The organism is Pauljensenia sp. OF14-1SRA, from assembly GCF_027694595.1.
In the GTDB taxonomy this organism is placed as follows: Bacteria; Actinomycetota; Actinomycetes; order Actinomycetales; family Actinomycetaceae; genus Pauljensenia; species Pauljensenia turicensis_B.
In genome coordinates, this window is sequence record NZ_JAQEVQ010000001.1 from 112836 (window position 1) to 138604 (window position 25769).

Genomic DNA, 25769 nt, shown 5'->3' on the forward strand with positions numbered 1-25769 from the left:
TTCGCATTTCTTGCGCTATCCAGTCGTCGGATTGGTCTTATCACGTGGTCTGCACGCGCATTTCTATATGGTGGGGGATACTCTTTTCTTATGAATGCTTCACTGACTACCGCACCTTTATTGAGGACTGAGCTTGGCGACGTCCTGCGTGGTATCCGTCAGCGTCAAAAGCGCACGCTCAGAGAGGTCTCTGCCGGTGCTCAAGTTTCGCTGGGATATCTGTCAGAGGTAGAGCGCGGTCAGAAGGAAGCGTCGTCAGAGTTGCTTGAAGCTATTTGCGAGGCCCTCGATGTCCCGCTGTGGTTTGTTTTGCGTGAAGTCTCTGACCGCCTTGCCGTTGTGGATGGCGTTGTTGTTCCGGATACTGTTCCGGACGATCTTGTCCCTGTTACCTTGATCAGCTGACGCGTGAAGGTATCTGAATTCTGGGAGGGCGTCGACACTGTCTTTGGGGCGACGCTCGGTCGTTCATACACGTCTGACCTCTATCTTACTTCGCTACGTGGAACGTGCGAAGAGGCCCTTGATTGCGGGGTCGCTCCTCAGGAAGTGTGGAATGCGTTGGTCGACGAAGCGGGTGTCGACCCGTCCATGAAGTGGATTCATCGACTGGAGCAAAAAGAGCGACGTAGGTCTCGTTCGTAGCTTTCGGCGCGTCGCTTGAGGGTATAGAACACCTGTTCCATCTATCATTTCTTGTAGATGACGCATTTTGCCCCCACTTATCCACAGATAAGCAGGTGTGCAATGTGGTTTGCCCATGGTCAGGCATACCGTCATTGTGTGTCCTCGGAGAGGGGATCACACTTCAAAGGCCAGAATAATCGTCAGCCGGTGAGGCTCGGATCTTAAGAAGGACATCATGGCAGGTCGCAAGAATGCACCCGTGTCTGCTCCCAAGGGAAATGACCGCAACAAGGCGCTCGAAGTAGCGCTTTCTCAGATTGATAAGCAATTCGGTAAGGGCTCTGTCATGCGCTTGGGCGACGACTCGCGTCCGCCGGTACAGGTGATCCCCACCGGTTCGCTTGCTCTGGATGTTGCTCTCGGCATCGGTGGCTTGCCACGTGGTCGCGTCATCGAAATCTACGGACCCGAATCCTCCGGTAAGACCACCGTTGCTCTCCACGCTGTCGCCAGCGCTCAAAAGGCTGGCGGTAACGCAGCGTTCATTGACGCTGAACATGCTCTTGACCCGGTATATGCAAAGGCGCTGGGTGTTGATACGGACGCTCTGCTGGTTTCTCAGCCCGACACCGGTGAACAGGCCCTTGAAATTGCGGATATGCTGATCCGCTCCGGTGGCATCGACATTATTGTTATTGACTCGGTTGCAGCCCTCGTTCCTAAGGCTGAAATCGAAGGAGAAATGGGCGATTCCCACGTTGGTCTTCAGGCTCGCCTGATGAGCCAAGCACTTCGTAAGATCACGGGTGCACTTTCCGCCACCGGGACCACGGCCATTTTCATTAACCAGCTACGTGAAAAGATCGGCGTCTTCTTCGGCTCTCCCGAAACGACAACCGGTGGCAAGGCTCTGAAGTTCTACGCATCGGTTCGCATTGACGTTCGTCGTATTGAAACCTTGAAGGAAGCGGGAGCCCCGGTCGGTAACCGCACGCGTGCCAAGATCGTAAAGAACAAGATGGCACCGCCGTTCAAGCAGGCCGAATTCGACATCGTCTACGGCAAGGGCATCTCGCGTGAAGGTTCGATTATCGACATGGGTGTTCAGGCTGGCGTCGTGCGTAAGTCGGGATCCTGGTTTACCTACGGGGACGATCAGCTTGGACAGGGCAAAGAAAACGTCCGTCAGTTCCTGATCGATAACCCTGAACTTGCCACAGAGATCGAAAACAAAATTCTGGCAGCCTTGGGAATCGGTGAACCACTTGAGCCCGAAGACGAAAACCAGGATCTTCCTGACATCGATCCGATGGAAGATGCAGGTTTCTAACAACAATGGTTCGTTATCTGGATCCTGAAGATCATCCGGAGCTCGAACGAACTCGCAAGGCGCGCTCCTCAGTCGGAGAGCGTCTTGCGCGTTTAAAAGAGAAGAATGCTGCTCTAAGGGGCACTGAAGCGATCGAAGCAGCGCGTGAAGTTGCTCTTCGACAGCTTGATTCTCGAAGCCGTTCGACTGGCGAATTGCGTAGCGCTATCGTCGCAAAAGGTTTCTCAACCGAGACTGCCAACGAAGTGATTGATCGCCTCCAACAGGTTGGGTTGGTTGATGATGCTACTTTTGCTCGCATGCTTGTTCATGATCGTTTTGAACTTAGCGGGAAGACTGGGCGAGCACTCGTTGAAGAACTACGACGTAAAGGACTGTCGCGCGCCGACATTGAGCAAGCACTTGCTTTGATAAACCCTGATGATGAAGCGAACAAGGCATTCGATCTTGCCTTGCGAAAGCGCAGGTCAATGGGCAGTGTCAGTCGCCAAGTTGCCTATCGTCGGCTGGTTGGTATGTTGAGCAGAAAAGGGTATTCGCCTTCGGTTGTCTCAAGTGCCGTCTCGCAGGTGCTTGCTGATTACGCCGAAGCTGAAGACAACGAATAGCACACCATGCTTTGCGGCTGTGCGTTGAGTGGAAGAACCTCATGCCTGTAGAAGAAGCAGTTGAACTGATTCAACAATGCTCACTGAATCATGTCACCGTCAGCGTTGCTGAATCACTGACCGGCGGAAAACTGTGCTCCACATTGGTTGATGTGCCGGGTGCATCAGCTGTCCTTCTTGGCGGAGTGTGCACCTATGCCACCGAATTAAAAGCTCAAATCCTGGGTGTTGATCCCAGCCTGCTACAGTCATTCGGTCCCGTTGACCGGCGCGTTGCAATTCAAATGGCGCGCGGAGTCTGCGAGCTCACCGGTTCAGACCTTGGCATTGCAACGACGGGGGTTGCTGGTCCTGGGCCGCAGGGACTTCACCCTGCCGGAACCGTGCATATCGCTTGCGTGATGGGCGCTGTTGAGCGCCATCGCCTCTTCCACTTCATGGGGGACAGGGAATCAGTACGCAACCAGAGTGTCAGTGCCGCTCTCAGCCTTGCCCACGATGTTCTTCACTTCGCCCGAAAGCATGGGAATGATTAAACTGTCCGCGATGGAAACGAATGTAGACGAAGAATCTCAGGTAACTCTTCCGCGCACCTATGCGATTAAAACGCTGGGATGCCAGATGAACGTTCACGATTCTGAGCGCATGGCTGGCTTGCTGGAAGAAGCTGGACTCATCCCGGTTGACCGCGTTCCTGCAGCCCAGGCACGAGCAACTGATGCCGGTGACATGGGTGCCGACGTTGTTGTTATCAACACCTGTTCGGTTCGCGAGAACGCTGCAACGAAGCTGTATGGCAACCTCGGTCAGCTCGCGTCGGTGAAACGTGAACGTCCGGGCATGCAGATCGCCGTTGGTGGATGTCTTGCGCAACAGATGCGTGACGGCATTATCGATAAGGCTCCATGGGTTGATGCTGTGTTTGGAACACACAATATTGATGTGCTCCCCGCACTGTTGAAGCGTGCTGAGCACAACCGCAAAGCTGCCGTCGAAATTGAAGAATCTTTGAAGGTCTTCCCGTCGACTCTGCCCACTCACCGCGAATCCGCGTACGCTGCGTGGGTTTCAATCTCCGTGGGATGCAACAACACGTGCACCTTCTGCATCGTTCCTCATCTGCGCGGTAAAGAACGAGATCGTCGTCCCGGAGAGATTCTGTCCGAAGTTCAGGCGGTCGTCTCAGAAGGTGCGATCGAAGTGACGTTACTGGGACAGAACGTCAATTCATACGGTGTCGGTTTCGGTGAACGAGGTGCATTCGCGTCTCTCCTTCGCTCAGTGGGGCAGATTGAGGGCCTCGAACGCGTACGTTTCACATCACCTCACCCGGCTGCCTTCACGGACGATGTGATTGCAGCGATGGCTGAAACTCCCACCGTGATGCCCAGCCTCCATATGCCACTTCAATCTGGCTCCGATGCGGTGCTTCGTCAGATGCGACGCTCGTACAGGCGCGAAAAGTTCATGGGTATTCTCGAAAGAGTCCGCGCCGCGATTCCCGATGCTGCGATCACGACAGACATCATTGTTGGCTTCCCCGGTGAAACCGAAGAAGACTTCCAACAGACGCTGGACGTTGTCGAACAGGCTCGATTCTCATCAGCATTCACGTTCCTCTATTCCCCGCGCCCGGGTACGCCAGCTGCCGATCGTGAAGACCAGGTTCCCGATGATGTCGCACTGGAACGTTACAAGCGCCTCGTTGCTCTTCAAGAGCGAATTTGCGCGGAAGATAATGCTGCATTGGAAGGCACTACGGTCGAGGTCCTGATTTCTGAGGGTGACGGTCGTAAAGATGGTGAAACGCTGCGCGTTACCGGGCGAGCCCGCGATAATCGCTTGGTGCACGTTGCTTTGCCGGAGGGTATCAGCGAAGCAGATAAGCCACGTCCTGGCGACATGATGACCGCTACCGTCACTCACGGCGCCCCGCACCACCTGATCGCAGATTCGGCTCTGACAGCTGGTGGTCTATGGACTATGCGCCGTACGCGCGCAGGCGATGCATGGGAGCGTCGCCAAGCTCATGAGGAAGACGAACGCGTGTCGTTGGGTATTCCTTCGATCCGCGTGGGACGACCTCACTGAAACTGCTCGGTTCCCTATAGACGCATAGCAGGTGTGCTCCGCTCAACGAGCGATGCACACCTGCTATTTCGTTTCGCGAATCGCGCACCCATCGTGTGCGCACTGGTCAAGACTTACGCGTGTGCCAGCAAAGTCGGCATTTCGTTCAATGCCTGCAGTGTCACTCCCAGTCCGCGACGCACCATCGCGTGGATCTGACGGTCTGACATTCCCTTGCCAGCGAAGAAACGGGTCGCCAAGATAACGACCTTGCCATCTTCAGTTTCAAGAGCGAACGTGGTCGGCTGAAGATGGTCGACGTTCCACTTATTGGTGAGTTCGTTCAGGCGAGACATATCGAGCTGAGCTACTCTCTCAGCGTCGAGCTTCATGCGTGCTTCGATCTGAATCCACGGCGAATCTGCTGGTTCGCGGTGAATCTGGATGCGAGCACCCTCAACATCAGTGATAACAACGAACTCGTTTGACCCGTGGGATAGTCCGTCTCCAGCAACAACGTTTTCAATTCGTTCGATGCTCACTTCAGAAACGTCGGTGCCCCACTTTTCAGCGGCTTCATCAGCTTCCATGCCCGGTGCCGGCGTAGCGGTCTGGGACAGGTGCTGGATCGGTGACTCGGTCAGTGGCGAGGTACCGTCACCCATTGAAAATGACTTCCATTCAGGCATTGGAGGCCTCCTTTGTCCACGGGTCAACGTACATCTGGTCAAGACGGTTTTGAACCGCGATGGATGCGAGCACGAACTGCTGGACCTCTTCTGCCAGCTGCTCATCTGTCGCCCCAGCTACCCAGTTGAAGCAGTGGAAGAGGCGGATACCGATCATTCCTTGCTCGCTGGTGTAGGTTGTCGCCTTCGGCACGTATGTTGAAGCGTTCAACGTGCGCATTGTTTCAAGCAGAGCTTGCTGATGTGACGGGTGGAAGAAGCGGGGGTAGTCGACAACGCCCTGTGCTGGAGACGTGGGCGGGACGATGAATCGGATTGTACGGTTTGGAAGCAGAGCAGCAACTTGATCCTTGGACGAAATGAAGGGGAAAACGCCCATGTCTTCAAGTGCTCTTGCAATGCGGTCAATGGTGACCGGATCTGTTGTTGTCACACTCATACTGCTACCTTACGGGGTTTGGTAGACGGCGGGAAATAGGAAGTGCCATTTAAACTGAACCCATGGTTGACATTCATTCTGCAATCCCAAGCGCTGATGCGCGATACACCGTGTCTGATGCTCAAGTGGGGGATTGCGAGAGCCAGGCGATGAGTCTAGCGAATCCGTCGCAACTCATTGTTGCTGTTGTTGGACCGACAGCGTCGGGCAAGTCTGATTTGGCCCTGGATCTTGCCGAAGAATTGGGCAGGCGCTGGGAAGCAAATGGCGGTCAGATCGTGAGTGCCGATGCACTTCAGTTGTATCGGGGCATGGATGTTGGCACGGCGAAGACGCCGATGGAGGAGCGTCGCGGGATTCCTCACCATCAACTCGATGTTCTCGACATCAGTCAGGAAGCCTCGGTTGCCCACTATCAGATGCATGCGCGAGCGGACCTAGAGACGATCCACGGCGAGGGAAGCGTTGCGGTCGTTGCCGGTGGTTCGGGTCTTTATCAACGTGCGTTGCTCGATCATATTGAGTTCCCTGGAACAGATCCGAAAGTGCGCTCTGCACTGGAAGAAGAAGCGGAAGGCCCGCTGGGCAGTCGTGGGCTTCATGGCAAACTCGAGGCCCTCGATCCGGTGTCTGCTTCTCGCATTGATCCGCACAATGTTCGTCGTATTATTCGTGCCCTCGAAGTCATTGAACTGACTGGCAAACCCTATTCGTCGCATATGCCGGTCAAAGAGTTCGTGAAGCCGTCTGTGATGATCGCGATCCGCCGAGACCTCGATGAATTGGATCGACGCATTGTTCTTCGCACGCAGATGATGTTTGATGACGGTCTGATTGAAGAGACTCGCGCCCTGATCGATCAGGGTTTGCGCGATGCGAAGACGGCATCGAAGGCGACGGGGTATGCCCAGGCAATTGCGGTGATTGATGGGCAGATGACCATTGATGAAGCGAAGGAATCGATCGCTATCGCGACCAGACAGTTGGCCAGGCGTCAGATCAAGTGGTTGCGCCCTGACCATCGCGTGATCTGGATCGACGCCGAAGAAGGCACCTCGAAGAACGACCTGCTGGATCGGGCATGTGAAATCGTCCAAAAGACGGCGGACTACTACGCCGGCGCGCAGACCCACTAGCGTTAACGATATGACTCTTCTACGTCCCTCAACTCGTATTGCGAAAGCCCACGGCACCGGGAATTCCTTCGTTGTCTACACAGATGCCGATGACACGAACGATATCGATGCTGTAGAGGTGCGTCGTCTCTGCTCACCTGCGTTCGGTATCGGCGCTGATGGGCTGATGCGTGCCGTCATGAAGGACGGTCGTTGGTTCATGGACTACCGCAATTCCGACGGGTCGATCGCGGAAATGTGTGGCAACGGCATCCGCGTTTTTGTTGATCATCTGCGTCGCGAAGGCCTTATGGCCGATGAGGAAATCGAGGTGGGCACCAGAGGGGGAGTTCGCACTGTCCGCGTTATCGATCAGGGGGACGAGGCCGAGGTTCTGTACCGCGTTGACATGGGGCCAGCTCAATCCAGTGGAACGGCCGACATTGATGTGACGATCCCGGGCATTGAGAGGGCCCTGCGCGGAATATTCGTGGATATGCCGAACCCGCACACGGTTGTCGCGCTTGCGGGCGAAGAGGAACTCCAGGACATTATCTTCCCGACCACTGATGCGTCCGAAGTCCCCGAGGTCATGCGCCCCACCTATACGCCCTCGAATGAGCGCGGTACAAACCTTGAAGCCGTCGTTGACCTGACCGACCCGGAGGATCAGAGTGGCCACATTCGTCTGCGCGTCCTTGAACGCGGAGTTGGTGAGACCCTTGCGTGTGGCACGGGATGTTGTGCGGCGGCCCTTGCAACGGCTATTCGTCGAGGTGAGGGAGCGCCGGCCTCGTGGATCGTTGACGTGCCGGGAGGTCGCGTGTGGGTTGATCTGGACGGTGTCCTGAGCTGGGAGAACGGTCAGCCACATGTCACCGACGCTTCAGTGATTCTGACCGGTCCTGCGACTCGCGTCGCTACATTCGAACTCGTCTGAGCCTGTTTCTCCCGCTAAAAGGTCTGCGTCGCCCGCAAAAAGCGGGGGCGGAAGTTCAGGCGCCCGGGCGAACTTCAATAATGCGGTAGCCCTTCTTTGACGCACACTTTTCAGCGACGTATCCGCGACCGTTCAGCCATGAAATGAGGGAATCGGCGCCAAGGTTTCGCTGCACAACAAGATAGGCGACACCCGTGGGGCTCAGGCGGTCGAGCCACTGCGCCAGCAGAGCATGCAGAGCCTCTTTGCCGATACGGATCGGCGGGTTCGACCATATGACGTCAAAACGAACGTCATCGGTGGCCACGGCTGCAAGGGCCTCGTCTTCGCTCATCGCGCGCACATTGGTGCAACCGTGAGACGCGGCGTTCCGGAGCGTGAGATCAATCGCCCGATCATTCACATCAACAGCCCAGACGGTAGCCTCAGGTGCTTCCTTTGCCATTGCCAGAGCAATCGGACCCCAACCGCACCCCACATCAAGGAAAGTGCCGGTGGCGGGAAGGCAAGGAGCTTCGGCAAGAAGCTGGCGAGTTCCTAAATCCAGACGGCTGGTCGAAAACACCTTCGATGAGACGGACATGTCGAAGTCATGGCCTCGTACGCTGTAGGTCAGCTTCGATACCTCGTCGGCGCGAGCAGGACTGGACTGAGAAAAATACTGTTGATTCACGCTCTTTAGCCTAGCGGGTTGACTGCCTGGCAACGAACGCATCGAGAGGGGCGTAGGTCGCACGCCGACCGAATAGGTGCCACACTTAGAGGACACACATACGCGGAAGGAACTGAATGGGCAATCCCGGATTCTCGGCTGACGACGAATTGGCACAACAGCGCGCGAATGATGTTGTTGCACGCATTCTGGCGCGTCGAGGCACGGCGCTTGAATCCACCGCCGGCCAAGACCACTCCGCAGATGCTGGCGACCTTGAACGAGAGGCGCGTGCCGGTACCCGCCGTATCCAGGGATATGCCAACGATCGTGAGGAAATCTCCGAAGTCGAATACCGCCAGGTTCGCCTCGAAAAGGTTGTCCTTGTCGGTCTGCGGACGACGCAGACTGAAGAAGAAGTCGAGACTTCGCTACGTGAGCTTGCTGCGCTTGCGCAAACCGCCGGATCTCAGGTTCTCGATGCGGTCGTGCAAAAACGGGTGAAGCCGGATCCTGCCACCTATCTGGGGTCAGGTAAAGCGAAAGAGCTCGCGGGGATCGTGCGCGCCGTTGAAGCTGATACCGTCATTGTTGATGAGGAACTGGCCCCTTCCCAGCGACGCGGACTGGAAGATGTTGTCGACGCAAAGGTCGTTGATCGCACCGCTCTCATTCTCGACATTTTCGCTCAGCACGCGAAGTCGCGTGAAGGTAAGGCGCAGGTCGAGTTGGCTCAGCTCGAATACTTGCTTCCCCGTCTTCGCGGCTGGGGCGATTCGATGTCCCGTCAGGCGGGTGGTCGAGTCGCGGGTGGTGCGGGTATCGGTTCACGAGGTCCGGGCGAAACGAAGATCGAATTGGATCGTCGTCGTATTCGCACGCGCATGGCGAAGCTCCGCGAAGAAATACGAAAGATGGAGCCTGCCCGGCGCACTCAGCGTTTATCGCGTCGTCGCGGGACTGTCCCATCCGTCGCTATTGTTGGTTACACGAACGCCGGTAAGTCCACTCTGCTCAACCAACTGACGGGCGCAGGGGTCCTGGTTGAAGACGCTCTGTTCGCCACCCTTGATCCGACGGTGCGTCGGACCCAGACAGTCGATGGTCGCGAATACACGCTGTCAGACACGGTTGGTTTTGTTCGGAGTCTTCCCACCCAGCTGGTTGAAGCATTCCGCTCTACCTTGGAAGAAGCGGGCGAAGCCGATCTGCTCGTTCACGTTGTGGACGCCGCGCACCCCGATCCGGTGGGACAGGTTGAGGCTGTCCACCAGGTGTTGGGTGAAATTGAGGGGGCTCTCGATATCCCCGAAATCATCGTGCTGAACAAAGCTGATCTTGCATCTGCAGAGCAGTTAGCACTGCTTCGCACCTACTTCCCGTCGTCGGTAGCCGTATCCGGATACACGGGCTTTGGAGTCGATGAACTTCGCCATCGCATTGAAGAAGCTCTACCCAGGCCTCGTATTCAGATTGACTGCGTGATTCCATATTCGCGTGGCGATCTGGTCCATCAGATTCACGAGGATGGCGAAGTCGATCACGAAGAATATGTTGCCGAAGGAACGCGCATTCGAGCTCGAGTTGATGAGCACCTTGCGGCGCTCATTCGTGACGTGGCGCTACCGGTCGCTACCGAAGGTGCCCCCTATGCTCGCCAGGACAGTGGCGAATGAGCGAGGAAGTAGAACCGGGAACCTCCGAAGCCCGTAAGGCCATCGAGGTCCTCGATGCGGTGATCGAATCAATGGGGGGCACGCAGCGCGATGGCCAGCGACGAATGGTCACCGATATCAGCGAGGCCCTGAAATCTGACGGTCATATTCTGATCCAGGCGGGCACCGGTACGGGTAAGTCGATTGGCTACCTCGCGCCACTTCTCAGTCACTGCGTTGCAACTGGTGAGCGCGGCGTCGTCACCACCGCGACTCTGGCACTACAGAGGCAGATTCTGACGAAAGACGCACCCACGGTCCAAGACGCAGTCGCGAAAGTGACGGGTATTCGTCCCACTGTCGCCGTGCAAAAGGGCTGGTCAAACTATCTGTGTTTGAACCGCGTCAACGGTGGGTATCCGGACGAGGGCACACTGTTCGACCCGGCACATACCCCGTCGGTACACTCGTCGACCTCCGCGCTTGGCAAAGAGGTCCTGCGTCTTCGTCAATGGGCGAAGGAAACCGATACTGGCGATCGTGATGATCTGATCCCCGGTGTTGATGACCGAGCGTGGAGACACGTCAGCGTCGCCAAACGTGAATGTTTAGGCAAGACCTGCCCCTACATTGATGACTGTTTCGCCCAGCAGGCGCGGGAGACGGCCGCTGAAGCTGACCTGGTGGTCACGAACCATTCTCTGTTTGGCATCCATTGCACGTCGCCGAACGATCTGTTTGAAGACATCGGTCCAGTCGTTGTCGACGAAGCCCACGAACTTGCTGAGCGGGTACGAAGTCAGGCGACGATGACGCTGTCGCAGACCATGATTCATCGCGTATCACGCAGGCTTCGAACCAACGCGAAGCTTGAAACTGATGCTCTGGATGTGGCTGCAGTCGATTTTGTTGCCGCTCTGACCCCGTGCGGACAAGGGCTGATGAGCTCTCGTCCGCAGGCGCTTGTCGGCGCATTAGCGGTGCTCGATAATGTCTCGCGCGAACTTGGAACTCAGCTACAGGCGTCATCTGCTGATCAAGCAGGCAAGGTACTTGCGCGCGGGTCGCTGGACGAATTGCGGGACTTTATCGCCGGATGGAGTGAGGACCCGGCATCGATGGCGACTTTTGTGACGAAAGATGACGCGGGGAATGTGTCGCTGAATCTAGCGCCCCTTGATGTTGCGCTTCCCGTTGGGTCCAAAGGGTTCTCTGGTAGGCCGGCAATCTTGACCTCAGCGACTCTGACGTTGGGTGGTTCTTTCGACCAGATGGCACGCGATTGTGGATTCATGGTGTCGAAGCAGCCGTGGACGTCGCGTGATGTGGGCACCCCCTTCGATCCGGCGCGCCAGGGGATTCTCTATATTGCTTCCGGCTTACCAGATCCTGGGCCGGGTGGGTTGTCTGACGCTGCTACGGATGAATTGGTGGCGCTTGCCCAGGCATCCGGTGGGGGAATGCTGGCGCTGTTCAGTTCGTGGAAGGCAGCGAATCAGGGGTACGAGGCTCTGAAGGATCGGACAGAACTCACCGTGTATCGCCAGGGAGATGAAACTTTGAGCGTGCTGGTTGACCAATTCCGTAGGGAGCGCGATGCCTGTTTGGTTGGCACCTTGTCGTTGTGGCAGGGCGTTGATGTTGTGGGCGACTCGTGTCGACTGGTTGTCATCGACCGAATTCCATTCCCGCACCCCGATAATCCGGTGACGAAGGCGCTGTCCCAGGATGCCGATGCGCGTGGTATTGGAGGGTTTTGGGGTGTTTCTCTTCCCCATGCTGCGCTTCTGATGGCGCAGGGGGCTGGGCGTCTGATTCGATCGAGCTCGGACAGGGGAGTGGTGGCGATCCTTGATCGTCGTGTGGACACGAAGTCCTATGGTGGATACCTGCTGAATTCGTTGCCGAGAATGTGGGTAACACGCGATCAGGAGGTCGTGAAAGGGGCCCTAAGTCGTTTGTTAGAGGTTAGCTGTTAACAATGTTCTGAAATTGGGGCACGCAGTTACCTTGAAGCAATGCGAATTCGAAGAAAATGTGATTCAAGTTTGAGACTATGAGACCACTCAACGAGGAAGGAAGGTATCGTGCCTGGACGTGTGAATAGCTTGTATCCCCCGAAGTCATCGGGTCGTCCGTCAAAGATCGCTGTCGTGGGGGCTGGGGCTGTTGGTACGGCAGTCGCCTACGCGTGCGCAATGCGCGGCGATGCTCGAACAATCGTTCTTCAGGACATTAATAAGGCCAAGGTCGAAGCCGAAGCTCTCGACATGGCACATGGCATTCAATTCACTCCGTGTGGCAGTGTTGAAGGCTCAGACGATGTTGAAATCGTCCGTGGGTCTGACCTTGTGATCGTGACCGCTGGTGCCAAGCAGAAGCCGGGGCAGTCGCGCCTTGAACTTGCTGGTTCAACCGTTGAACTGATGAAGAAGATTGTTCCGAACCTTCAAAACGTTGCGCCCGACGCAATCTTTATGTTCATTACGAACCCCGTGGATGTTGTTACCTATGTGGCGCTGAAGCTGACCGGTCTACCACGCAATCAGGTATTTGGATCTGGCACTGTGCTTGATACGTCGCGTCTGCGCTACCTGGTGTCGCGTGAAACCGGCGTGGCTACTCAGAATATTCACGCCTACATTGCTGGTGAACATGGTGACTCAGAAGTTGCACTGTGGTCCTCCGCTGAGATTGGTAATGTTCCCCTTGAACACTGGGGTCCGACCTTGGAGGGCAAGCCGTTCGATATTGGATTGCGTAAACGCATTGCTCAGGATGTTGTTGAGTCTGCCTACAAGATCATTGAAGGCAAGGGTGCGACAAACTACGCAATTGGTCTTGCCGCATCGAATATTGCGAGTGCCGTCCTTAGAGACGAAAACCGTGTTCTTACCGTCTCTAGCCTGCTGGAGGACTGGGAAGGTATCTCGGATGTTTGCATGGCTGCGCCGACAATCGTTGGTCGTTCGGGTGCGGGTAGGGTCCTGAATCCGCCGTTGACGCTGAATGAACGCGATGGTCTGACTGCCTCTGCGACGCGCCTGCGTCAGGTGGCACGAGACTTGGGCTTCTAAGTTCTGTATCTGTCCAGTGTGGGGAGTGCTCGTTGGGTGCTCCCCACACGTGTGTGCTGTGCGCGCAGGGGGACGAGGCCGGGGCTACGCCCCGGAAATGGCTATGCCAAGGAACGCAGGACGGTGACAACCTTGCCCAAAATGGTGGCTTCATCGCCTGGAATGGGAGCGTAGGATTCGTTGCATGGCAGGAGCCAAATGTGGCCGTCTGTCTTTGAGAACACTTTGACCGTAGCTTCGCCGTCGATCATGGCGGCAACGATTTCTCCCTGGGATGCGTTCGATTGGGAACGAACAACGACGAAGTCGCCGTCTAGAATGCCAGCGTCCACCATGGACTCTCCGCTGACCTCCAGCATGAACATTTGCCCGTGGCCGGTAAGTCGAGTGGGCAGTTCGAAAACATCTTCCACGTACTGCTCTGCTGTGATCGGAGCGCCCGCGGCAATACGACCAACCAGGGGGATTGACGAATTGTCTTCGTCAACGTGTCCGGCTGGCAGGTCAATGGTGACCACGTTCGTGGCTGTTTGGGGTGCCGGAGTAGTTGGCGCGTCCATGCCGAGCTCCTGTTTCGCTGCCACGGAGAGTTCAAGGGCGCGCGGTAAGCCGGGGACTCGTTGGAGGTAGCCGGCGCGTTCCAGTGCATCCAAGTGGTACTTCACGGTTGATGGGGAAGCAAGGTGCGCGCGTTGGGCAATCTCTCTGACAGAGGGAGGAAAACCGTGCGCGCTGACCTCTTCGTGAATGACAAGAAGGATCTCTCGCTGGCGACTAGTCAGCGTTGCTTTGTCTGTCATGAGGCTCTCCGTGAGGTTGCGTGCAATTCGGTTTCTACATGGTTGCTGATGCACTTGTTAGGTCAGATTATCTGATTCTGACGCGAAAATGAAACATTTGTTCGAATAAGTCTCGACTTTCGTTTGAAGACCTGTTATCGTACAAGTGTTCGACGAACATATGTTCGATACGTTGTGAAGGAGATCCTCATGAATGCATGTGCCGGTGCTACTCTTGCCTGCGATGCTCGTCCACACCTGCACCTTGTTCAGGGGATGGCTGATGGCGCCGATGTGGTCTCGATTGATTCTGCTCCTTCCGCTCGTCGGCGTAAGGGTGTTCTTCGTCAAGATGATCCCGCAACGCGTCGTCGTCCAGCTCGTCGCCACCAAGCGGTCGGGGTTCAATCGACCATGTCGATCGGACATGTCGTTCGTGGTGTGTGTGCGACGCTCGCTCTCAGCGTTGTTGCGGGCTTGGCTGGATTCGCCCTGGCTCCCGATGTCTATTCAGGTCCGACCATTGAACATGCTGTGACCGGTGGGGAATCGGTCTGGTCGCTGGCTCAAGGTGTTGATACTGATCGCAGCCTGGAAGATGTTGTGACAGATATTCAGCGTTTGAATGGCATCGAAGGTGGCTTGCAGGTGGGGCAGAAGGTCATCCTTCCGCTGAACTAACACTCAGGTCACCAGCACCTCATGCGCGTTTCTTTTTTGTCTTTCTTATTTGCCGTGTAGCGTTAAAGGCGTGCATTGCCCTTTCTGCCATAACCCAGATTCACGAGTCGTCGATACCCGCATCGCAGATGATGGTGCCTCGATTCGTCGTCGTCGCGCGTGCACATCATGTAAGAAACGTTTCACCACGCTTGAAACATCCTCGTTCCAAGTTGTGAAGCGCGCCGGTGTCGTCGAGCCTTTCTCGCGCAACAAGGTCGTTTCCGGTGTGAAGAAAGCATGCCAAGGACGCCCCGTTTCTGACGACGATCTCGCAATCCTGGCGCAACAGGTTGAAGAACAACTCCGCTTAACCGGAGTTTCAAACGTCTCTTCCGATGAAGTTGGAAAAGCGATTCTTCCCTTCCTCCGTGACCTCGACGAAATCGCCTACCTTCGTTTTGCTTCCGTCTATCGAGCCTTTAATACCCTCGAAGACTTCGAAGAAGCCATCCGCATCCTGCGTGAGCGTAATAAAGACAATGCCTTCGCATCCACTTCGGGCTCGCACTCTTCACCCAAGACGAAAAAGGCGTCATCGAACCGAGAGATTCTGGATTCTCTACTCGACTCGTAATTAAACGTTTCGGCGTCACCGTGCACAGCTGGGCGGGGATCACTCCAGTGATCCCCGCCCAGAGTGTATCTGTCAGCTAATCGTTCTTTCGATTCGTAAACTGGCGAATTCTAGTTGTCGCAGAGTCGGCGACCTCCATTACCTGTTCGCGAACACGCTTACGCATGACCTTTCCAAGCTGGGAGCGAGGAAGCTCCGTCATTACCACGAGTTGGCGTGGTAGGGCATAGTGAGCAATAGACTTTTCGGCCCACTGGCGAACATCAGCAAGAGTGATCGAAGCGCCGGCTTCAAGGACAATTGCTGCGACGACATCTTCGCCGGTCGAGCCGGCAGGAATACCGATAACCGCTACGTCGCGAACTCCTGGCATAGAGCGAACAGCGTTCTCAACCTGGCTGGGGTACACGTTAAAACCAGAGGCGTTAATCATTTCCTTACGACGATCGGCCATGTAGATGAAGCCGTCGCGTACCTGGACAAGGTCGCCCGTACGAAGCCAGCCCTCTTCGGTGAAGATCTCAGCTGTTTCCTCCGGTTGCTCCCAGTATCCGGAGAATACCTGGGGACCTCGTGCAATGAGTTCGCCAATTTCGCCGTCTTCGACATCCTTCGTCGGATCATCTTGGTCGACAATGCGGATGTGTGTGGATGGATAGGGAATGCCAAGAGCGCCCGGGCGACGGTTCTTTGCCAGAGGGGAACCTAGGATGATCGGTGAGGCTTCGGTCATGCCATAGCCTTCAATCATCAAACCGCCAGTCTTTTTTTCCCAACGTGATGCCAAATCAGCAGACAGTGGCATAGCGCCCGAAAGTGAGAACGTCATCGACGTCAGATCGACATCCATGGTGGCTGCCGTAGCCAGCAAACGTTCGTACATTGGTGGAACACCGAGGAAGAACGTACAGGGAAGACGCTTCTGGCTGGTCAGAATCATGGTCGTGTCGAATTTCGGAAATAGCGCAATTGTGGCACCCAAACGCAATCCTGACAGCAAACCGATGGTGAAGCCAAACGCATGGAACAGGGGAAGAACGCAGTAGAACACTTCAGCGTTCTCGTGCAGGATCGGCACCCATGCGATCGACTGGGCAATGTTTGCCATCAAATTACGGTGTGTAATGCAGGCCGCCTTCGGAACACCTGTCGTACCCCCCGTATGAATCAGCAGCGCTGGATCGTCAGGATCTGCAGGGCAAGAAGTGGCCCAGCGTGGAGCCTGATCTACAGCCTGGTCCCACGAACGAGCCCATGATGGGGGACGCGTCGATAAAGCGTCACGCTTCGTGCGAGCAGACTTGATCGGAAGCTTCAAAAGCAATTGGCTAGGACCGGGAAGAGCCTTCGTCAGGTTGACAGCAAAAACCGTGGTCCCACGATCAAGGAACGTCAGCTTCGACAGGGTCTTTTCCCATGCAATGACAACGCGTGCGCCGTGGCGGTTAAACTCCTCGTGAATTTCATGGTCAGGAGCCAGAGGATTGTGCTCAACTACGATTGCGCCAAGGTGCATCGTTGCAAGAATCGCAACAACGTGCTGAGGACAGTTTGGCATCGCCAGGGCAACGCGGTCACCCTGGCGAACTCCTGCATTGGCCAACACAGTTGCTGCCCTGCGTACGCGCGTCATCAGTTGCGCGTACGTGGTTGGGCGTGAGAAGAAGTCCAGAGCAATCTGATGCGGATAACGTTTCGCTACCTCTTCAACCATCGCGGGAATGGTCTGATCCGGCACCTCAACAGTTTCAGGAACGCCGGGGGCATATTGGCCTCGAAGCTGGTCAGTAAGAGTCACGTTGTCCTCCGATTCTTTACTACCTACGATACCGTAGGTTAGCTGAGGTCAGGCCGAGGAAAGACCAAGTCAACGTTTTTCTCTACAGGGTCGTCGTAATCAGACGAATAGTGTCCTTCATCGAGCGAATCTTCTCGATCGCATCGACCGGAAGCTCGGAAGAAATGTCGGTCAGCACATAGCCGGTCGATCCTGCAGTACCCAGTATCTGACCACCAACATTCGCGCCCATTTCGGCAAAGGTGTGGTTGATATTCGCCAGAACACCGGGAGTGTTCTTGTGGATCAGACGAATCCTGTAGCGAGACTCTTGCGAAGCATTCAAGGTGAGGTTCGGCAGGTTGACCGACATGTCGGTTGAACCGGTGTCCTGGTAGTCACTGATTTTTCCCGCGACGAAACGACCAATATCGTACTGAGCCTCTTCCGTCGAACCACCGATGTGCGGAGTAAGAATAACGTTATCCAGCTTGACCAAAGGTGAATCAAAAGGATCGCCATTCTTCTTCGGTTCTTGGGGGAACACGTCAACGGCAGCGCCGGCCAAGTGACCCGACACCAGCGCATCATGCAGGGCATCAATGTCGACGATGAAACCTCGCGACAAATTGATGAACAGCGCACCGGGCTTCATCATCGCGAACTCACGAGCGCCAAACAGATTGAAATTTGTTTCCTGACCATCAACGTGGATCGACACGATATCCGCTTCGCGCAATACGGATTCCATCGTCGGCATCTGGGTTGCGTTGCCCAGAGACAGGCGCTCGGCCACATCGTAGAAGATGACGTTCAAGCCCATTGCTTCAGCAAGCACGGACAGCTGAGTGCCGATATTGCCGTAGCCAATAATGCCAAGCGTGTGACCGCGAACCTCGTGTGCACCATCAGCGCTCTTGTCCCAAATGCCACGGTGGAGGCGAGAATTCTTCACGGTCACGCGACGTGACAGGTCAATGATTTCGCCGATTGCCAGTTCCACAACGGAACGCGTATTCGAATACGGAGCATTAAAGACCGAGATGCCCAGTTCGGTGGCTGCTTCCAGGTCGATCTGGTTCGTCCCAATACAGAAAGCGCCAATTGCTTTGATCTGTGGGTTGGCTTCGAGAACGCGTCGCGTCACCTCAGTCTTCGAGCGAAGACCCAAATACTCCACGTCCTCGAGGGCTTTAATCAGCTCATCTTCGTCCAAGGCACCCGCGTGGCGAGAAACATCAATCCCGTTCTTTGCAAAAACTTCGTCAGCAACCTTATGGGGATTCTCAAGCAACAGTGCGCGTATCATGCCACCATAGTGCCAGAAAAACACCAAGCGATTGCACAAGTGTTCGCGCTACGGATAGGAACGTCTTACCACTGATCCATTCCCTTGGGCAGATCGCTCGAAGTGATAGCGACCAAATCATGCGTCGCACGAGTCAATGCGACGAACAGGTCACCAACACCTTCAGCAAAAATCTCGCCGGGCTCAACCACGATAACGGTGTCGAACTCAAGCCCCTTGGAACTCGATGCGCTGAGCAAAGCAATTCGCGAATCAAGTGCGCTCTCGCCTGTGGAATCGGCATTCCATGCGTGGCCTCGTGAATCTGAAACCAGAATCGCGACCCTGCCGCTTCCTTCACCCGAAGTGGCATCAAGTCGCTCACACGCCTGCGATGCCGCCTGAATTGCTGCCACCCACGCCGGCGAATCCTCGCGTGCGACTTCTGCCGTATCCGCTTCAACATTCACGACGCGGTAGCAGTCCTCAATGTCGCGGACCGCGCTCATCGGGTGAATGACAGGCTTACCTGCGCGTGCCATCACGGCCTCAGCGATGGCGGTCAATGTCGCCGGAGTACGGTAGGACACCGTCAGAACAAACTCATCGCTGTAGGCTCTGCTTGCCGGCCCTAAGGCTTCAACCCACGTCTTCGGACGCTTCGATCCGCGTCGCTGATCCAAGTCACCAACAATCGTGAACGACCGCGACGGACAACGACGCAACAAACTACGCCACGCCATCGGGGAGAGATCCTGAGCTTCGTCAACGACAATATGGCCGTATGCCCACTTGCGATCGTTGGCTGCCTGCTCAGCAAGGGGAGTCCACATTCGCTGAGACAATGTGGACTCGGCAAGCTGCTCAGCATTCACGATGCCTCCACCAAGCCCCTGGCCTTCGATTGCAGCTCGTGCGCGTTCAATTGCAGCACTTTCTGATTCTGAGGACTCGATGCGCGATGTGGGCATCGGTCCAAGCAATTCTTCGAGCTCGTCTAACAGGGGAATATCGGCGTCGGTCCACTCAGCAGTATGACGTTCAACGAGTGGCAACAGGCGGGGTGAAACAGGGCGACCTGCTCGATCGTTAATGTGCGCCAACAGTTGGGGGCGCGCATAGAGGCGACGAAGAAGAGTTGTGGCGGATGTTGGCATCCACGCAAGATTGATCGTGCGACGCGCATCAATGGAGTCGCGGATTTCGCTGATCCACTCCGCTTTATCCTCGTTGGAAGCCAGCACTCCACCGGCCGACGAAGCATCGGAGGCTAGGCGCTCTGCCAGAACCTCCATCAGTTCCAGAGCAAAACCTTCGCGCGCCTGATTGTGAGTGCGACGCGTATGCCGTGCATGGCGGATCGCTTTCGACACGTCATCCGGCGTCAGTGTCACCGTGCGACTCCACACCTGCAACTTGGTTGGTGCCGACAATTCGCGTGGCAACATTTTGACCGCTTGCTTTAGTAGCTGCGCCCAGCCGATATGACCTTTCGCTTGGGCAACGCCCAGTGGCTCCGTTCCACGTGCGTCTACGCCGGGCAACAGGTCGCCCATGGTCGTCGAAACGACGCCAGTTTCACCCAGTGAGGGAAGAACCTGTTCGATGTATCGCAAGAAAATGCGCGATGGCCCGACCAAAAGAACACCGGAACGCTCTAAGCGTTCACGTTCGGCATACAGCAGGTAGGCAATGCGGTGCAGGGCGACGGCTGTTTTACCGGTTCCCGGACCGCCTTGGACGACGATCGCGCCGTCGCGAGGAGCACGAATGATTGCATCCTGTTCGGACTGAATTGTCGCGACAATATCACCCATGCGACCGTCACGAGCCTTATCAAGGGCGCTCATCAACGCGCCTTCGCCTTGAAGATCCATACCTTCGGCTCGCGACGAATCCAGCAGTTCGTCCTCAAGCGCGACGACGGTGCGCCCGTGGGTTGTAATGTGGCGCCTTCGCACGACACCCTTTGGGTTGACGGCAGTTGCTTGATAGAAGGGCATCGCCACGGGAGCTCGCCAGTCGATCAGGAGGTGCTCGCCGTCGGTGGTCGATAGGGCAACGCGACCAATGTGGTGGTGGTCGCCGTCAGTCATGTCGAGACGACCGAATACAAGGCGGTCTTCAACGGCCTCGAGGCGTGCTGCCATATCACCAAGGTGAGCCGAGAGTGCTTCGCGTTCTGTCCATGCCTGAGGATTTCCTGCGCCGTGGATTGCGTGCGTTCGCGCCTGCTGGTCACGGTACTTTTTTCGAAGCTCATCCACCCTTGCATACGCAGCGTCGACATGGCGTTGCTCCGGCATGGACGCCGGCGAAGCAGAAGTCGATGAGTCAGTCATGCGCGTACTTTCGAGGAATGGACAAGATAACGACCATCTATTGTGCCTGAAAAACTGCGACCAGGTGCAACTGTCCGCGATCTGCGACGCAGGGTAGATAGATTCACGAGGCCGACTATTCTCCCAAGGCGAATATCAGTGGGCCCATCGGGCGCTCCGGCCTGTTTCCGAGTAGCGTTGATAGTACGAATTATTCGTCGAGTTGAATTGACGAGCATGGCATTGGACAGAACAGAAATGAAAGGGCATGTGAACGTAATGAAACCGAATGATGCCCTTCTTTTCGAGCGAGGGCCGGCCAGTGAAACTCATTCGCGCATCCTAGTGATGCACTTCTACGGAAGCATGGATGCTGGCGGAGCCGGTCGTATGGCAGTTGCTGAAATGCTTCGCGCCCTGCCGAATGAACGTGTTGCGACTTTTGATTCCGATCAGTTCTTGGACTACCGCTCTCATCGTCCGATCATGACGGTTCGTGATTGGGTCAGCGAAGAAATGGTGACTCATGAAATCGCAATCGACAGAGTTCGCGATGACTTGGGGAACCCGATTTTGCTTCTGCACGGTCCTGAACCGGATGCAAAGTGGGAGGCATTTGCGCGCATTGTTGCTGACTTTGTGAAGGAAGCTGGTGTTGAGATCAGCGTGTCCTTCCATGGCATTCCTTCGAGTGTTCCACATACTCGTGCAACCCCGGTTCACGTGCAGGCCACGGATGCTTCTTTGATTCCGCCTCAGCCGAAGATGGTGGGGTCACTGCAGTTCCCTACGCCGGCAAGTTCCTTCGTTCAACGTCGTCTTGCTGAACGCGGTGTGAATGGTATTGCTCTTCTTGCTGCGGTTCCGTTCTACATGGCAGAGTCTGGGTACCCGGCAGGCTCCTCTGCGCTGTTATCCAGCCTGTCTGATTTTGCCGATCTGTCGTTGCCGGTTGGTAACTTGGAGTTAGGAGCAGCTCAGGATCAGGGCACGATCGAGCAATTGATCGAAGCAAATCCAGAGATCATGGCGACCATTACGTCTCTTGAAGAGCACTATGACGCGTGGAGTCCTGGCGAATCTTCGTTTTCCCTGAACTCTTTTGGTACCCAGACTCCGCTGGGTCATACTCCTAAACAGGACAAGGACATTGGCGACGTCATTGAGCGCTACTTGGCGAACTTGTCGCAGAGTGAAACAGCATCTGACGATCAGCCGAACGCTGACGACCAGAGCGTAGAGACGGCGGAAGAAGATCCCCTGACTGCGGCCCTCAAGCGTGTTCAACTGCGTGCAACAGACCCAGAGGCCGTGCGTGCAATGACTCCTCGTCACCGTGCCGATAGCGGAGACGACGCATCACTGCATGTCGAAGAGCAAACCGCGGATGAAACCGATCCAAACGAAGAGGCAGATAGCGCAGAAACAGGCGCCATCTGAATCAGGCCTTTGCTCCAAGTTGAGCGTATTTTCGGCTTCAGCTCGCGCCAGTTTCCTTATATCCGATGTCGGCGTCGCGCAGTGCGGATGTGCCCGCACACCACTTCGTCAGATTCACACCGTGCGTCACCCGAGCGGGTAGAGGAAGGCGCCTCAGCGCGCGGTCAAGGTCTTCAACCGGATAGTCAGCTCCGACATACCCGATGACGATAACGTTGCCACGCCTACCGCTTCGCCCCACCTTCGGATCCTGGATGCTCATCACCTGGCCGAAAACCTCGGAAATAGCTGCAATCTCAGCGCGAGCATCACTGCCACCACCGTGAGCGCAGTTGAGGATATAGAGTCCGCCGTCCTTCAACTTTTCCCGCGCAATCTTCGCGCACTCGAGAGTCGCAAGATGCGCTGGAACTTGGCCGTTAGCGAAGGTATCGCGCACGATGACGTTGAAAGTGGAATCGCGGAACGAGCTCATCACTTCCCGTCCGTCTCCAATACGTATCGATAGTGCGGGAGATTTCGGCAGATCAAACACACGTCGCACCAAATCGGGAAGATCCGGATCGATCTCGACAGCGGTCTGCTTCGACTTCGGACGAAGGTAAGACCAGGCGAGCGGCAGAGTGCATCCCGCGCCACCAAGGTGGAGCGCGCGGACTGGGGCGGCCTCGTCAATCACGCAATCGAGAGCGCACGTCGCATGCTGCATGTACTCAAACTCGAGGCTGGTCGGATCGTCCACATTCGTGCACGATGACTCGATACCGTTGAAATACAGCGTAGCAAGCGCACCATCCCAACGGATCTCAACCCTCCCAGAGGGGATCTCAAAGAATTCGCTTCCGCGCGCAGTTTTTCGCCTCACGCGTCACACTGTAGTCAGTGAACGAAAGCAGAGTCGACCGCGCTCTGGCAACCTGAAGGAGGAGCAATGTCGAACGCTCCCCGCGACGGGCGTGCCCGAAAGTTCTGGGGTGACGACGACTCCCAGACTCCCATCCTGCACGTCGACATGGACTCGTTTTTCGCCCAAGTAGAGATCGCGGAAAATCCAGATTTACGAGGCCGCCCAATCATCGTCGGGCACCTCGGCGGACGAGGGGTCGTCACCAGCGCCACGTATGAGGTCCGCGCTCGCGGTGTGCGAGCCGGAATGCCGAGTGCTCGCGCACATGCGCTGTGCCCGGAAGCGACTTTTGTGTTCTCTGGTAGGGGCGTGTATTCCGAATACTCACACAAAGTGATGGCGATCCTGTCGGAAATCACTCCCGTCTTACAGCAAGTGAGTATTGATGAGGCATTCCTTGATGTGTCAGGGTCGCGTCGGCGCCTCGGGTCACCAACCGAGATTGGAAATCTGATTCGAGCCCGCATCCATGCCGAAGTCGGTTTACCCGCATCGGTTGGAATTGCAGCCACAAAGTCGGTGGCAAAAATTGCCTCGTCGAACGCGAAACCTGACGGGCTACTGCTGATTCCTCGCGATCAAACGGTCCCATTCCTGCACGGGCTCCCCGTTGGAGCACTCTGGGGAGTGGGCGGAAAAACGGGGGAGAGGCTTGCTCTCGCCGGCGTTGACACAATCGGTGATCTCGCGAACCTGGACATGACGTTCCTGACGCGACTTGTGGGCCGTGCAAGCGCGCGCCACCTGCACAATCTTGCCTGGGGCATCGACCCGCGTCCCGTTCGCAGTGATCGCGAAGTAAAATCCATGAGTACCGAACGAACGTTTGAGTCTGATATTCACGATAGGAGTGAGCTGGAGGCCTTCCTACTACAGGCGTCTCACGAATGCGCAGCGCGTTTGCGCAGAGCCGACATGGTCGCATGGGGGATCGGGCTGAAACTGAGGGACGCCTCGTTCCACACGATCGCTCGATCCGCGAAGCTACACGCTCCGACAGATGTGGGACGACAAATCTACACGGCTGCAAGCGAGCTCTTCGCAAAAGAGGCGATGCCGGCATCGGGGATTCGTTTGGCGGGCGTGAAGGTTGAAGCCCTTCAACCGCGATCGGCTGGTGTTGCGATAGCTCTTGACGATGATGGAAAACCGTTGGCTTCGGAGCGAGCAATGGACCAGATTCAGGGGAAATTTGGCAGGGATGCTCTACGGCCAGCAACTTTGTTACCGCAGGTCAGCGCGCACGAATCGCAATCTGCGCCCCCAACCCATTAGACTCGTCACTAACGGATAGCGGAAGGATGCGTCGTGGCTCTATCTGACTATGAAAAACAAGTACTAGAAGAAATGGAACAGGAGTTCCGTCGTGACGAGCCACGTCTTGTCCGTCAAATGGAGCAGGAAGAAGAAGCTCCAGCTTTGCGGCTTTCGATCCGACGCATCGCTCTTGGAATTTTCGTTTTCATCGCAGGTCTGAGTGTCCTAGTTGGCGCAGTTTCCCTTGGATACTCAGGTATTTCCATCGTGATGGGCGTGATCGGTTTTGCCATCATGGTTGGTGGCGTCTGGTATGCGATCTCTTCGCCCGAAAAGAAAGCCGCTCCGCTTACACCTGAAGAACAGCGACGAAACCTCGGTTCGTGGTCGCGTTTTATCGATGACCAAGAACAGCGGTGGGAAGAACGAAAGCGTCGTCGCGATCTTTAGAGAGATCGTCTTCCACCTCGCTTCGAAAAACGTAAAGAAAAGCCCGTGGCCGTACGCCATGGGCTTTTCTGTTGTGCCATCTCTTCGTGTCTTCTAGATGTCGGTGCCTGGCTGAATCTTTTCTGTTCCCACGTGCACTTGGTGCGACGGATGTGCGTCTAAAAGTTCGGATCTGTCGCGTTGAGTGTGGTTGGTGACGTGGTGGTGTGTGTTTGTGGTTCCCACGTGCACTTGGTGCGACGGATGTGCGTCTAGAAGCTCGGATTTGTCGCGTTGGGTGTGGTTGGTGACGTGGTGGTGCGGTTGGGGATCAAGTTCCTGCCTTTTCTAGCCGAGGGGCTTTCGATGTGGCAGGCCTCGTCCCCTCAATCTCAGATGCAGGAGTAGCGGGCAGAGACGGTTTCGCGCAGGAATAATCGGCTAGAACTGAAAATGTGCCCCACTTTTCACCACCAGATAATTTCTCGCAGAAAATCAGACTTTTTAAGAAGAAAAAGTGTCCAAAAGTGCGCCTAAATGGTACTAGAAGTAATAGATGTGGGGTAAAGTGGTGGAAGTGGGAAACAAGGAAAGGTGGTGAGACATGTTCACTGGTACGTTCGAGCCGAAACTCGACGACAAGGGACGTGTTTTTCTACCTGCAAAAATCCGTGAAGACATGGGTGAGCAACTTGTTCTCACAAAGGGACAGGACCGTTGCATTTACGTCTACCCGGTTGAAACCTTCAATGAGCGCGCGCAGTCGATCATCTCTGCGCCGACCTCGTCGAAGCAGGTTCGAAACTGGCGACGCGTTTTTATGGCGAGTGCGTTCCAAGAAGCTCCAGATCGACAGGGTCGTATATCACTCCCTGCAGAACTGCGTAGCTACGCCGGACTCGGCCGTCAGCTCACCGTCATCGGTGTAGGTGATCACGCTGAAATCTGGAATTCCGAAGCGTGGGAGGAAGTCCTCACCGTCGAAGACGACGCGTTCTCGGATACGAACGAAGAAATCTTCCCGGGAATGTTCTAGTTCGTCCCTTTTGGTCTCCACCCGAGGCCCCGACTT

The 25769-nt window shown here is 55.9% G+C and carries 25 protein-coding genes; 17 read left to right on the forward strand and 8 right to left on the reverse strand.

The annotated features are described in order from the left end of the window. Positions 1-90: 90 nt before the first annotated feature. From PG731_RS00480 to miaB, 6 genes are all read left to right on the forward strand, one after another. The gene (locus tag PG731_RS00480) at positions 91-405 is read left to right on the forward strand and encodes a helix-turn-helix domain-containing protein (protein WP_006681714.1); all 315 of its coding nucleotides are present in this window, start codon (positions 91-93) and stop codon (positions 403-405) included. Positions 406-408: 3 nt separating this feature from the next. Then, on the forward strand, positions 409-645 hold the full coding sequence (locus tag PG731_RS00485; RefSeq protein WP_270771449.1) for a DUF3046 domain-containing protein: 237 nt from the start codon (positions 409-411) through the stop codon (positions 643-645). 217 nt (positions 646-862) lie between these two features. Next, on the forward strand, positions 863-1957 hold the full coding sequence (gene recA, locus PG731_RS00490) for a recombinase RecA (protein WP_101627322.1): 1095 nt from the start codon (positions 863-865) through the stop codon (positions 1955-1957). Positions 1958-1962: 5 nt separating this feature from the next. After that, positions 1963-2565 (forward strand): regulatory protein RecX, encoded by a 603-nt coding sequence (locus PG731_RS00495; RefSeq protein ID WP_101627321.1) that lies wholly within the window; start codon positions 1963-1965, stop codon positions 2563-2565. Positions 2566-2606: 41 nt separating this feature from the next. Continuing rightward, positions 2607-3101, forward strand: coding sequence for a CinA family protein (locus tag PG731_RS00500; RefSeq protein ID WP_270771451.1), 495 nt, complete (start codon positions 2607-2609; stop codon positions 3099-3101). 10 nt (positions 3102-3111) lie between these two features. Then, complete coding sequence (miaB, locus tag PG731_RS00505; RefSeq protein ID WP_270771453.1) at positions 3112-4656, forward strand: tRNA (N6-isopentenyl adenosine(37)-C2)-methylthiotransferase MiaB; 1545 nt, start codon at positions 3112-3114, stop codon at positions 4654-4656. A 113-nt stretch (positions 4657-4769) separates the two neighbouring features. Here miaB and PG731_RS00510 read toward each other — a convergent pair whose 3' ends face one another. Further along, positions 4770-5324, reverse strand: coding sequence for a YbjN domain-containing protein (locus tag PG731_RS00510; protein ID WP_101627319.1), 555 nt, complete (start codon positions 5322-5324; stop codon positions 4770-4772). Next, positions 5317-5763: a YbjN domain-containing protein gene (locus tag PG731_RS00515; RefSeq protein ID WP_270771454.1), complete on the reverse strand. Its 447-nt coding sequence runs from the start codon at positions 5761-5763 to the stop codon at positions 5317-5319. Before PG731_RS00515 ends, PG731_RS00510 begins: the two co-directional genes overlap by 8 nt. Before the next feature lie 149 nt (positions 5764-5912). Here PG731_RS00515 and miaA point away from each other — a divergent pair, with 149 nt between their 5' ends. Beyond that, positions 5913-6899, forward strand: a complete 987-nt coding sequence (miaA, locus tag PG731_RS00520) for a tRNA (adenosine(37)-N6)-dimethylallyltransferase MiaA (RefSeq protein ID WP_270771659.1) — start codon at positions 5913-5915, stop codon at positions 6897-6899. 10 nt (positions 6900-6909) lie between these two features. Then, positions 6910-7818, forward strand: coding sequence for a diaminopimelate epimerase (dapF, locus tag PG731_RS00525; protein ID WP_270771455.1), 909 nt, complete (start codon positions 6910-6912; stop codon positions 7816-7818). 55 nt (positions 7819-7873) lie between these two features. Here the strand turns inward: dapF and PG731_RS00530 are convergent, their stop codons facing one another. Further along, positions 7874-8491 carry a class I SAM-dependent methyltransferase gene (locus tag PG731_RS00530; protein ID WP_270771456.1) on the reverse strand — a complete coding sequence of 206 codons (618 nt, stop codon included), beginning with the start codon at positions 8489-8491 and terminating at the stop codon, positions 7874-7876. A gap of 116 nt (positions 8492-8607) precedes the next feature. Between PG731_RS00530 and hflX the strand changes: the two genes are divergently transcribed. The 3 genes from hflX to PG731_RS00545 all read left to right on the forward strand — a co-directional run bounded on the left by hflX (position 8608) and on the right by PG731_RS00545 (position 13202). Next, complete coding sequence (gene hflX, locus PG731_RS00535) at positions 8608-10146, forward strand: GTPase HflX (protein ID WP_270771457.1); 1539 nt, start codon at positions 8608-8610, stop codon at positions 10144-10146. Then, positions 10143-12104 carry an ATP-dependent DNA helicase gene (locus PG731_RS00540; protein WP_270771458.1) on the forward strand — a complete coding sequence of 654 codons (1962 nt, stop codon included), beginning with the start codon at positions 10143-10145 and terminating at the stop codon, positions 12102-12104. The genes hflX and PG731_RS00540 overlap by 4 nt, the downstream gene beginning before the upstream one ends. Before the next feature lie 108 nt (positions 12105-12212). Next, positions 12213-13202 carry an L-lactate dehydrogenase gene (locus PG731_RS00545; RefSeq protein ID WP_006681701.1) on the forward strand — a complete coding sequence of 330 codons (990 nt, stop codon included), beginning with the start codon at positions 12213-12215 and terminating at the stop codon, positions 13200-13202. Positions 13203-13303: 101 nt separating this feature from the next. Here the strand turns inward: PG731_RS00545 and lexA are convergent, their stop codons facing one another. Further along, a complete protein-coding gene (lexA, locus tag PG731_RS00550) occupies positions 13304-14002 on the reverse strand; it encodes a transcriptional repressor LexA (protein ID WP_270771459.1) in 699 nt (232 codons plus the stop codon). A 189-nt stretch (positions 14003-14191) separates the two neighbouring features. On the opposite strand from lexA, the gene PG731_RS00555 reads away from it, so the two are divergent. Next, on the forward strand, positions 14192-14662 hold the full coding sequence (locus PG731_RS00555; RefSeq protein WP_270771460.1) for a LysM peptidoglycan-binding domain-containing protein: 471 nt from the start codon (positions 14192-14194) through the stop codon (positions 14660-14662). 70 nt (positions 14663-14732) lie between these two features. Then, complete coding sequence (gene nrdR, locus PG731_RS00560) at positions 14733-15278, forward strand: transcriptional regulator NrdR (RefSeq protein ID WP_270771462.1); 546 nt, start codon at positions 14733-14735, stop codon at positions 15276-15278. A gap of 76 nt (positions 15279-15354) precedes the next feature. Here nrdR and PG731_RS00565 read toward each other — a convergent pair whose 3' ends face one another. From PG731_RS00565 to PG731_RS00575, 3 genes are all read right to left on the reverse strand, one after another. Continuing rightward, complete coding sequence (locus PG731_RS00565) at positions 15355-17076, reverse strand: AMP-binding protein (protein ID WP_270771463.1); 1722 nt, start codon at positions 17074-17076, stop codon at positions 15355-15357. 82 nt (positions 17077-17158) lie between these two features. Then, entirely contained in the window at positions 17159-18364 is a 1206-nt protein-coding gene (gene serA / locus PG731_RS00570; RefSeq protein WP_270771464.1) for a phosphoglycerate dehydrogenase, read from the reverse strand. A gap of 65 nt (positions 18365-18429) precedes the next feature. Then, on the reverse strand, positions 18430-20685 hold the full coding sequence (locus PG731_RS00575) for a HelD family protein (RefSeq protein ID WP_270771465.1): 2256 nt from the start codon (positions 20683-20685) through the stop codon (positions 18430-18432). Positions 20686-20943: 258 nt separating this feature from the next. Between PG731_RS00575 and PG731_RS00580 the strand changes: the two genes are divergently transcribed. After that, the gene (locus PG731_RS00580) at positions 20944-22104 is read left to right on the forward strand and encodes a PAC2 family protein (RefSeq protein ID WP_270771468.1); all 1161 of its coding nucleotides are present in this window, start codon (positions 20944-20946) and stop codon (positions 22102-22104) included. A 37-nt stretch (positions 22105-22141) separates the two neighbouring features. Here PG731_RS00580 and PG731_RS00585 read toward each other — a convergent pair whose 3' ends face one another. Further along, entirely contained in the window at positions 22142-22969 is an 828-nt protein-coding gene (locus PG731_RS00585) for a spermidine synthase (protein ID WP_270771471.1), read from the reverse strand. Positions 22970-23035: 66 nt separating this feature from the next. On the opposite strand from PG731_RS00585, the gene dinB reads away from it, so the two are divergent. The 3 genes from dinB (at position 23036) to mraZ (ending at position 25733) form a co-directional block, all read left to right on the forward strand. Further along, positions 23036-24286 (forward strand): DNA polymerase IV, encoded by a 1251-nt coding sequence (dinB, locus tag PG731_RS00590; RefSeq protein ID WP_270771473.1) that lies wholly within the window; start codon positions 23036-23038, stop codon positions 24284-24286. A 33-nt stretch (positions 24287-24319) separates the two neighbouring features. Beyond that, entirely contained in the window at positions 24320-24718 is a 399-nt protein-coding gene (locus PG731_RS00595; protein ID WP_270771474.1) for a DUF3040 domain-containing protein, read from the forward strand. Positions 24719-25301: 583 nt separating this feature from the next. Further along, positions 25302-25733: a division/cell wall cluster transcriptional repressor MraZ gene (gene mraZ, locus PG731_RS00600; protein WP_006681690.1), complete on the forward strand. Its 432-nt coding sequence runs from the start codon at positions 25302-25304 to the stop codon at positions 25731-25733. The last annotated feature ends 36 nt before the right edge of the window (positions 25734-25769 follow it).

Coding starts and splice junctions, on each gene's coding strand:
- PG731_RS00480 (WP_006681714.1), top strand. CDS start 91: ATGAATGCTTCACTGACTACCGCACCTTTATTGAGGACTGAGCTTGGC.
- recA (WP_101627322.1), top strand. CDS start 863: ATGGCAGGTCGCAAGAATGCACCCGTGTCTGCTCCCAAGGGAAATGAC.
- PG731_RS00495 (WP_101627321.1), top strand. CDS start 1,963: ATGGTTCGTTATCTGGATCCTGAAGATCATCCGGAGCTCGAACGAACT.
- PG731_RS00500 (WP_270771451.1), top strand. CDS start 2,607: ATGCCTGTAGAAGAAGCAGTTGAACTGATTCAACAATGCTCACTGAAT.
- miaB (WP_270771453.1), top strand. CDS start 3,112: ATGGAAACGAATGTAGACGAAGAATCTCAGGTAACTCTTCCGCGCACC.
- PG731_RS00510 (WP_101627319.1), bottom strand. CDS start 5,324: ATGCCTGAATGGAAGTCATTTTCAATGGGTGACGGTACCTCGCCACTG.
- PG731_RS00515 (WP_270771454.1), bottom strand. CDS start 5,763: ATGAGTGTGACAACAACAGATCCGGTCACCATTGACCGCATTGCAAGA.
- miaA (WP_270771659.1), top strand. CDS start 5,913: ATGAGTCTAGCGAATCCGTCGCAACTCATTGTTGCTGTTGTTGGACCG.
- dapF (WP_270771455.1), top strand. CDS start 6,910: ATGACTCTTCTACGTCCCTCAACTCGTATTGCGAAAGCCCACGGCACC.
- hflX (WP_270771457.1), top strand. CDS start 8,608: ATGGGCAATCCCGGATTCTCGGCTGACGACGAATTGGCACAACAGCGC.
- PG731_RS00540 (WP_270771458.1), top strand. CDS start 10,143: ATGAGCGAGGAAGTAGAACCGGGAACCTCCGAAGCCCGTAAGGCCATC.
- lexA (WP_270771459.1), bottom strand. CDS start 14,002: ATGACAGACAAAGCAACGCTGACTAGTCGCCAGCGAGAGATCCTTCTT.
- PG731_RS00555 (WP_270771460.1), top strand. CDS start 14,192: ATGAATGCATGTGCCGGTGCTACTCTTGCCTGCGATGCTCGTCCACAC.
- serA (WP_270771464.1), bottom strand. CDS start 18,364: ATGATACGCGCACTGTTGCTTGAGAATCCCCATAAGGTTGCTGACGAA.
- PG731_RS00575 (WP_270771465.1), bottom strand. CDS start 20,685: ATGACTGACTCATCGACTTCTGCTTCGCCGGCGTCCATGCCGGAGCAA.
- PG731_RS00580 (WP_270771468.1), top strand. CDS start 20,944: ATGAAACCGAATGATGCCCTTCTTTTCGAGCGAGGGCCGGCCAGTGAA.
- dinB (WP_270771473.1), top strand. CDS start 23,036: ATGTCGAACGCTCCCCGCGACGGGCGTGCCCGAAAGTTCTGGGGTGAC.
- mraZ (WP_006681690.1), top strand. CDS start 25,302: ATGTTCACTGGTACGTTCGAGCCGAAACTCGACGACAAGGGACGTGTT.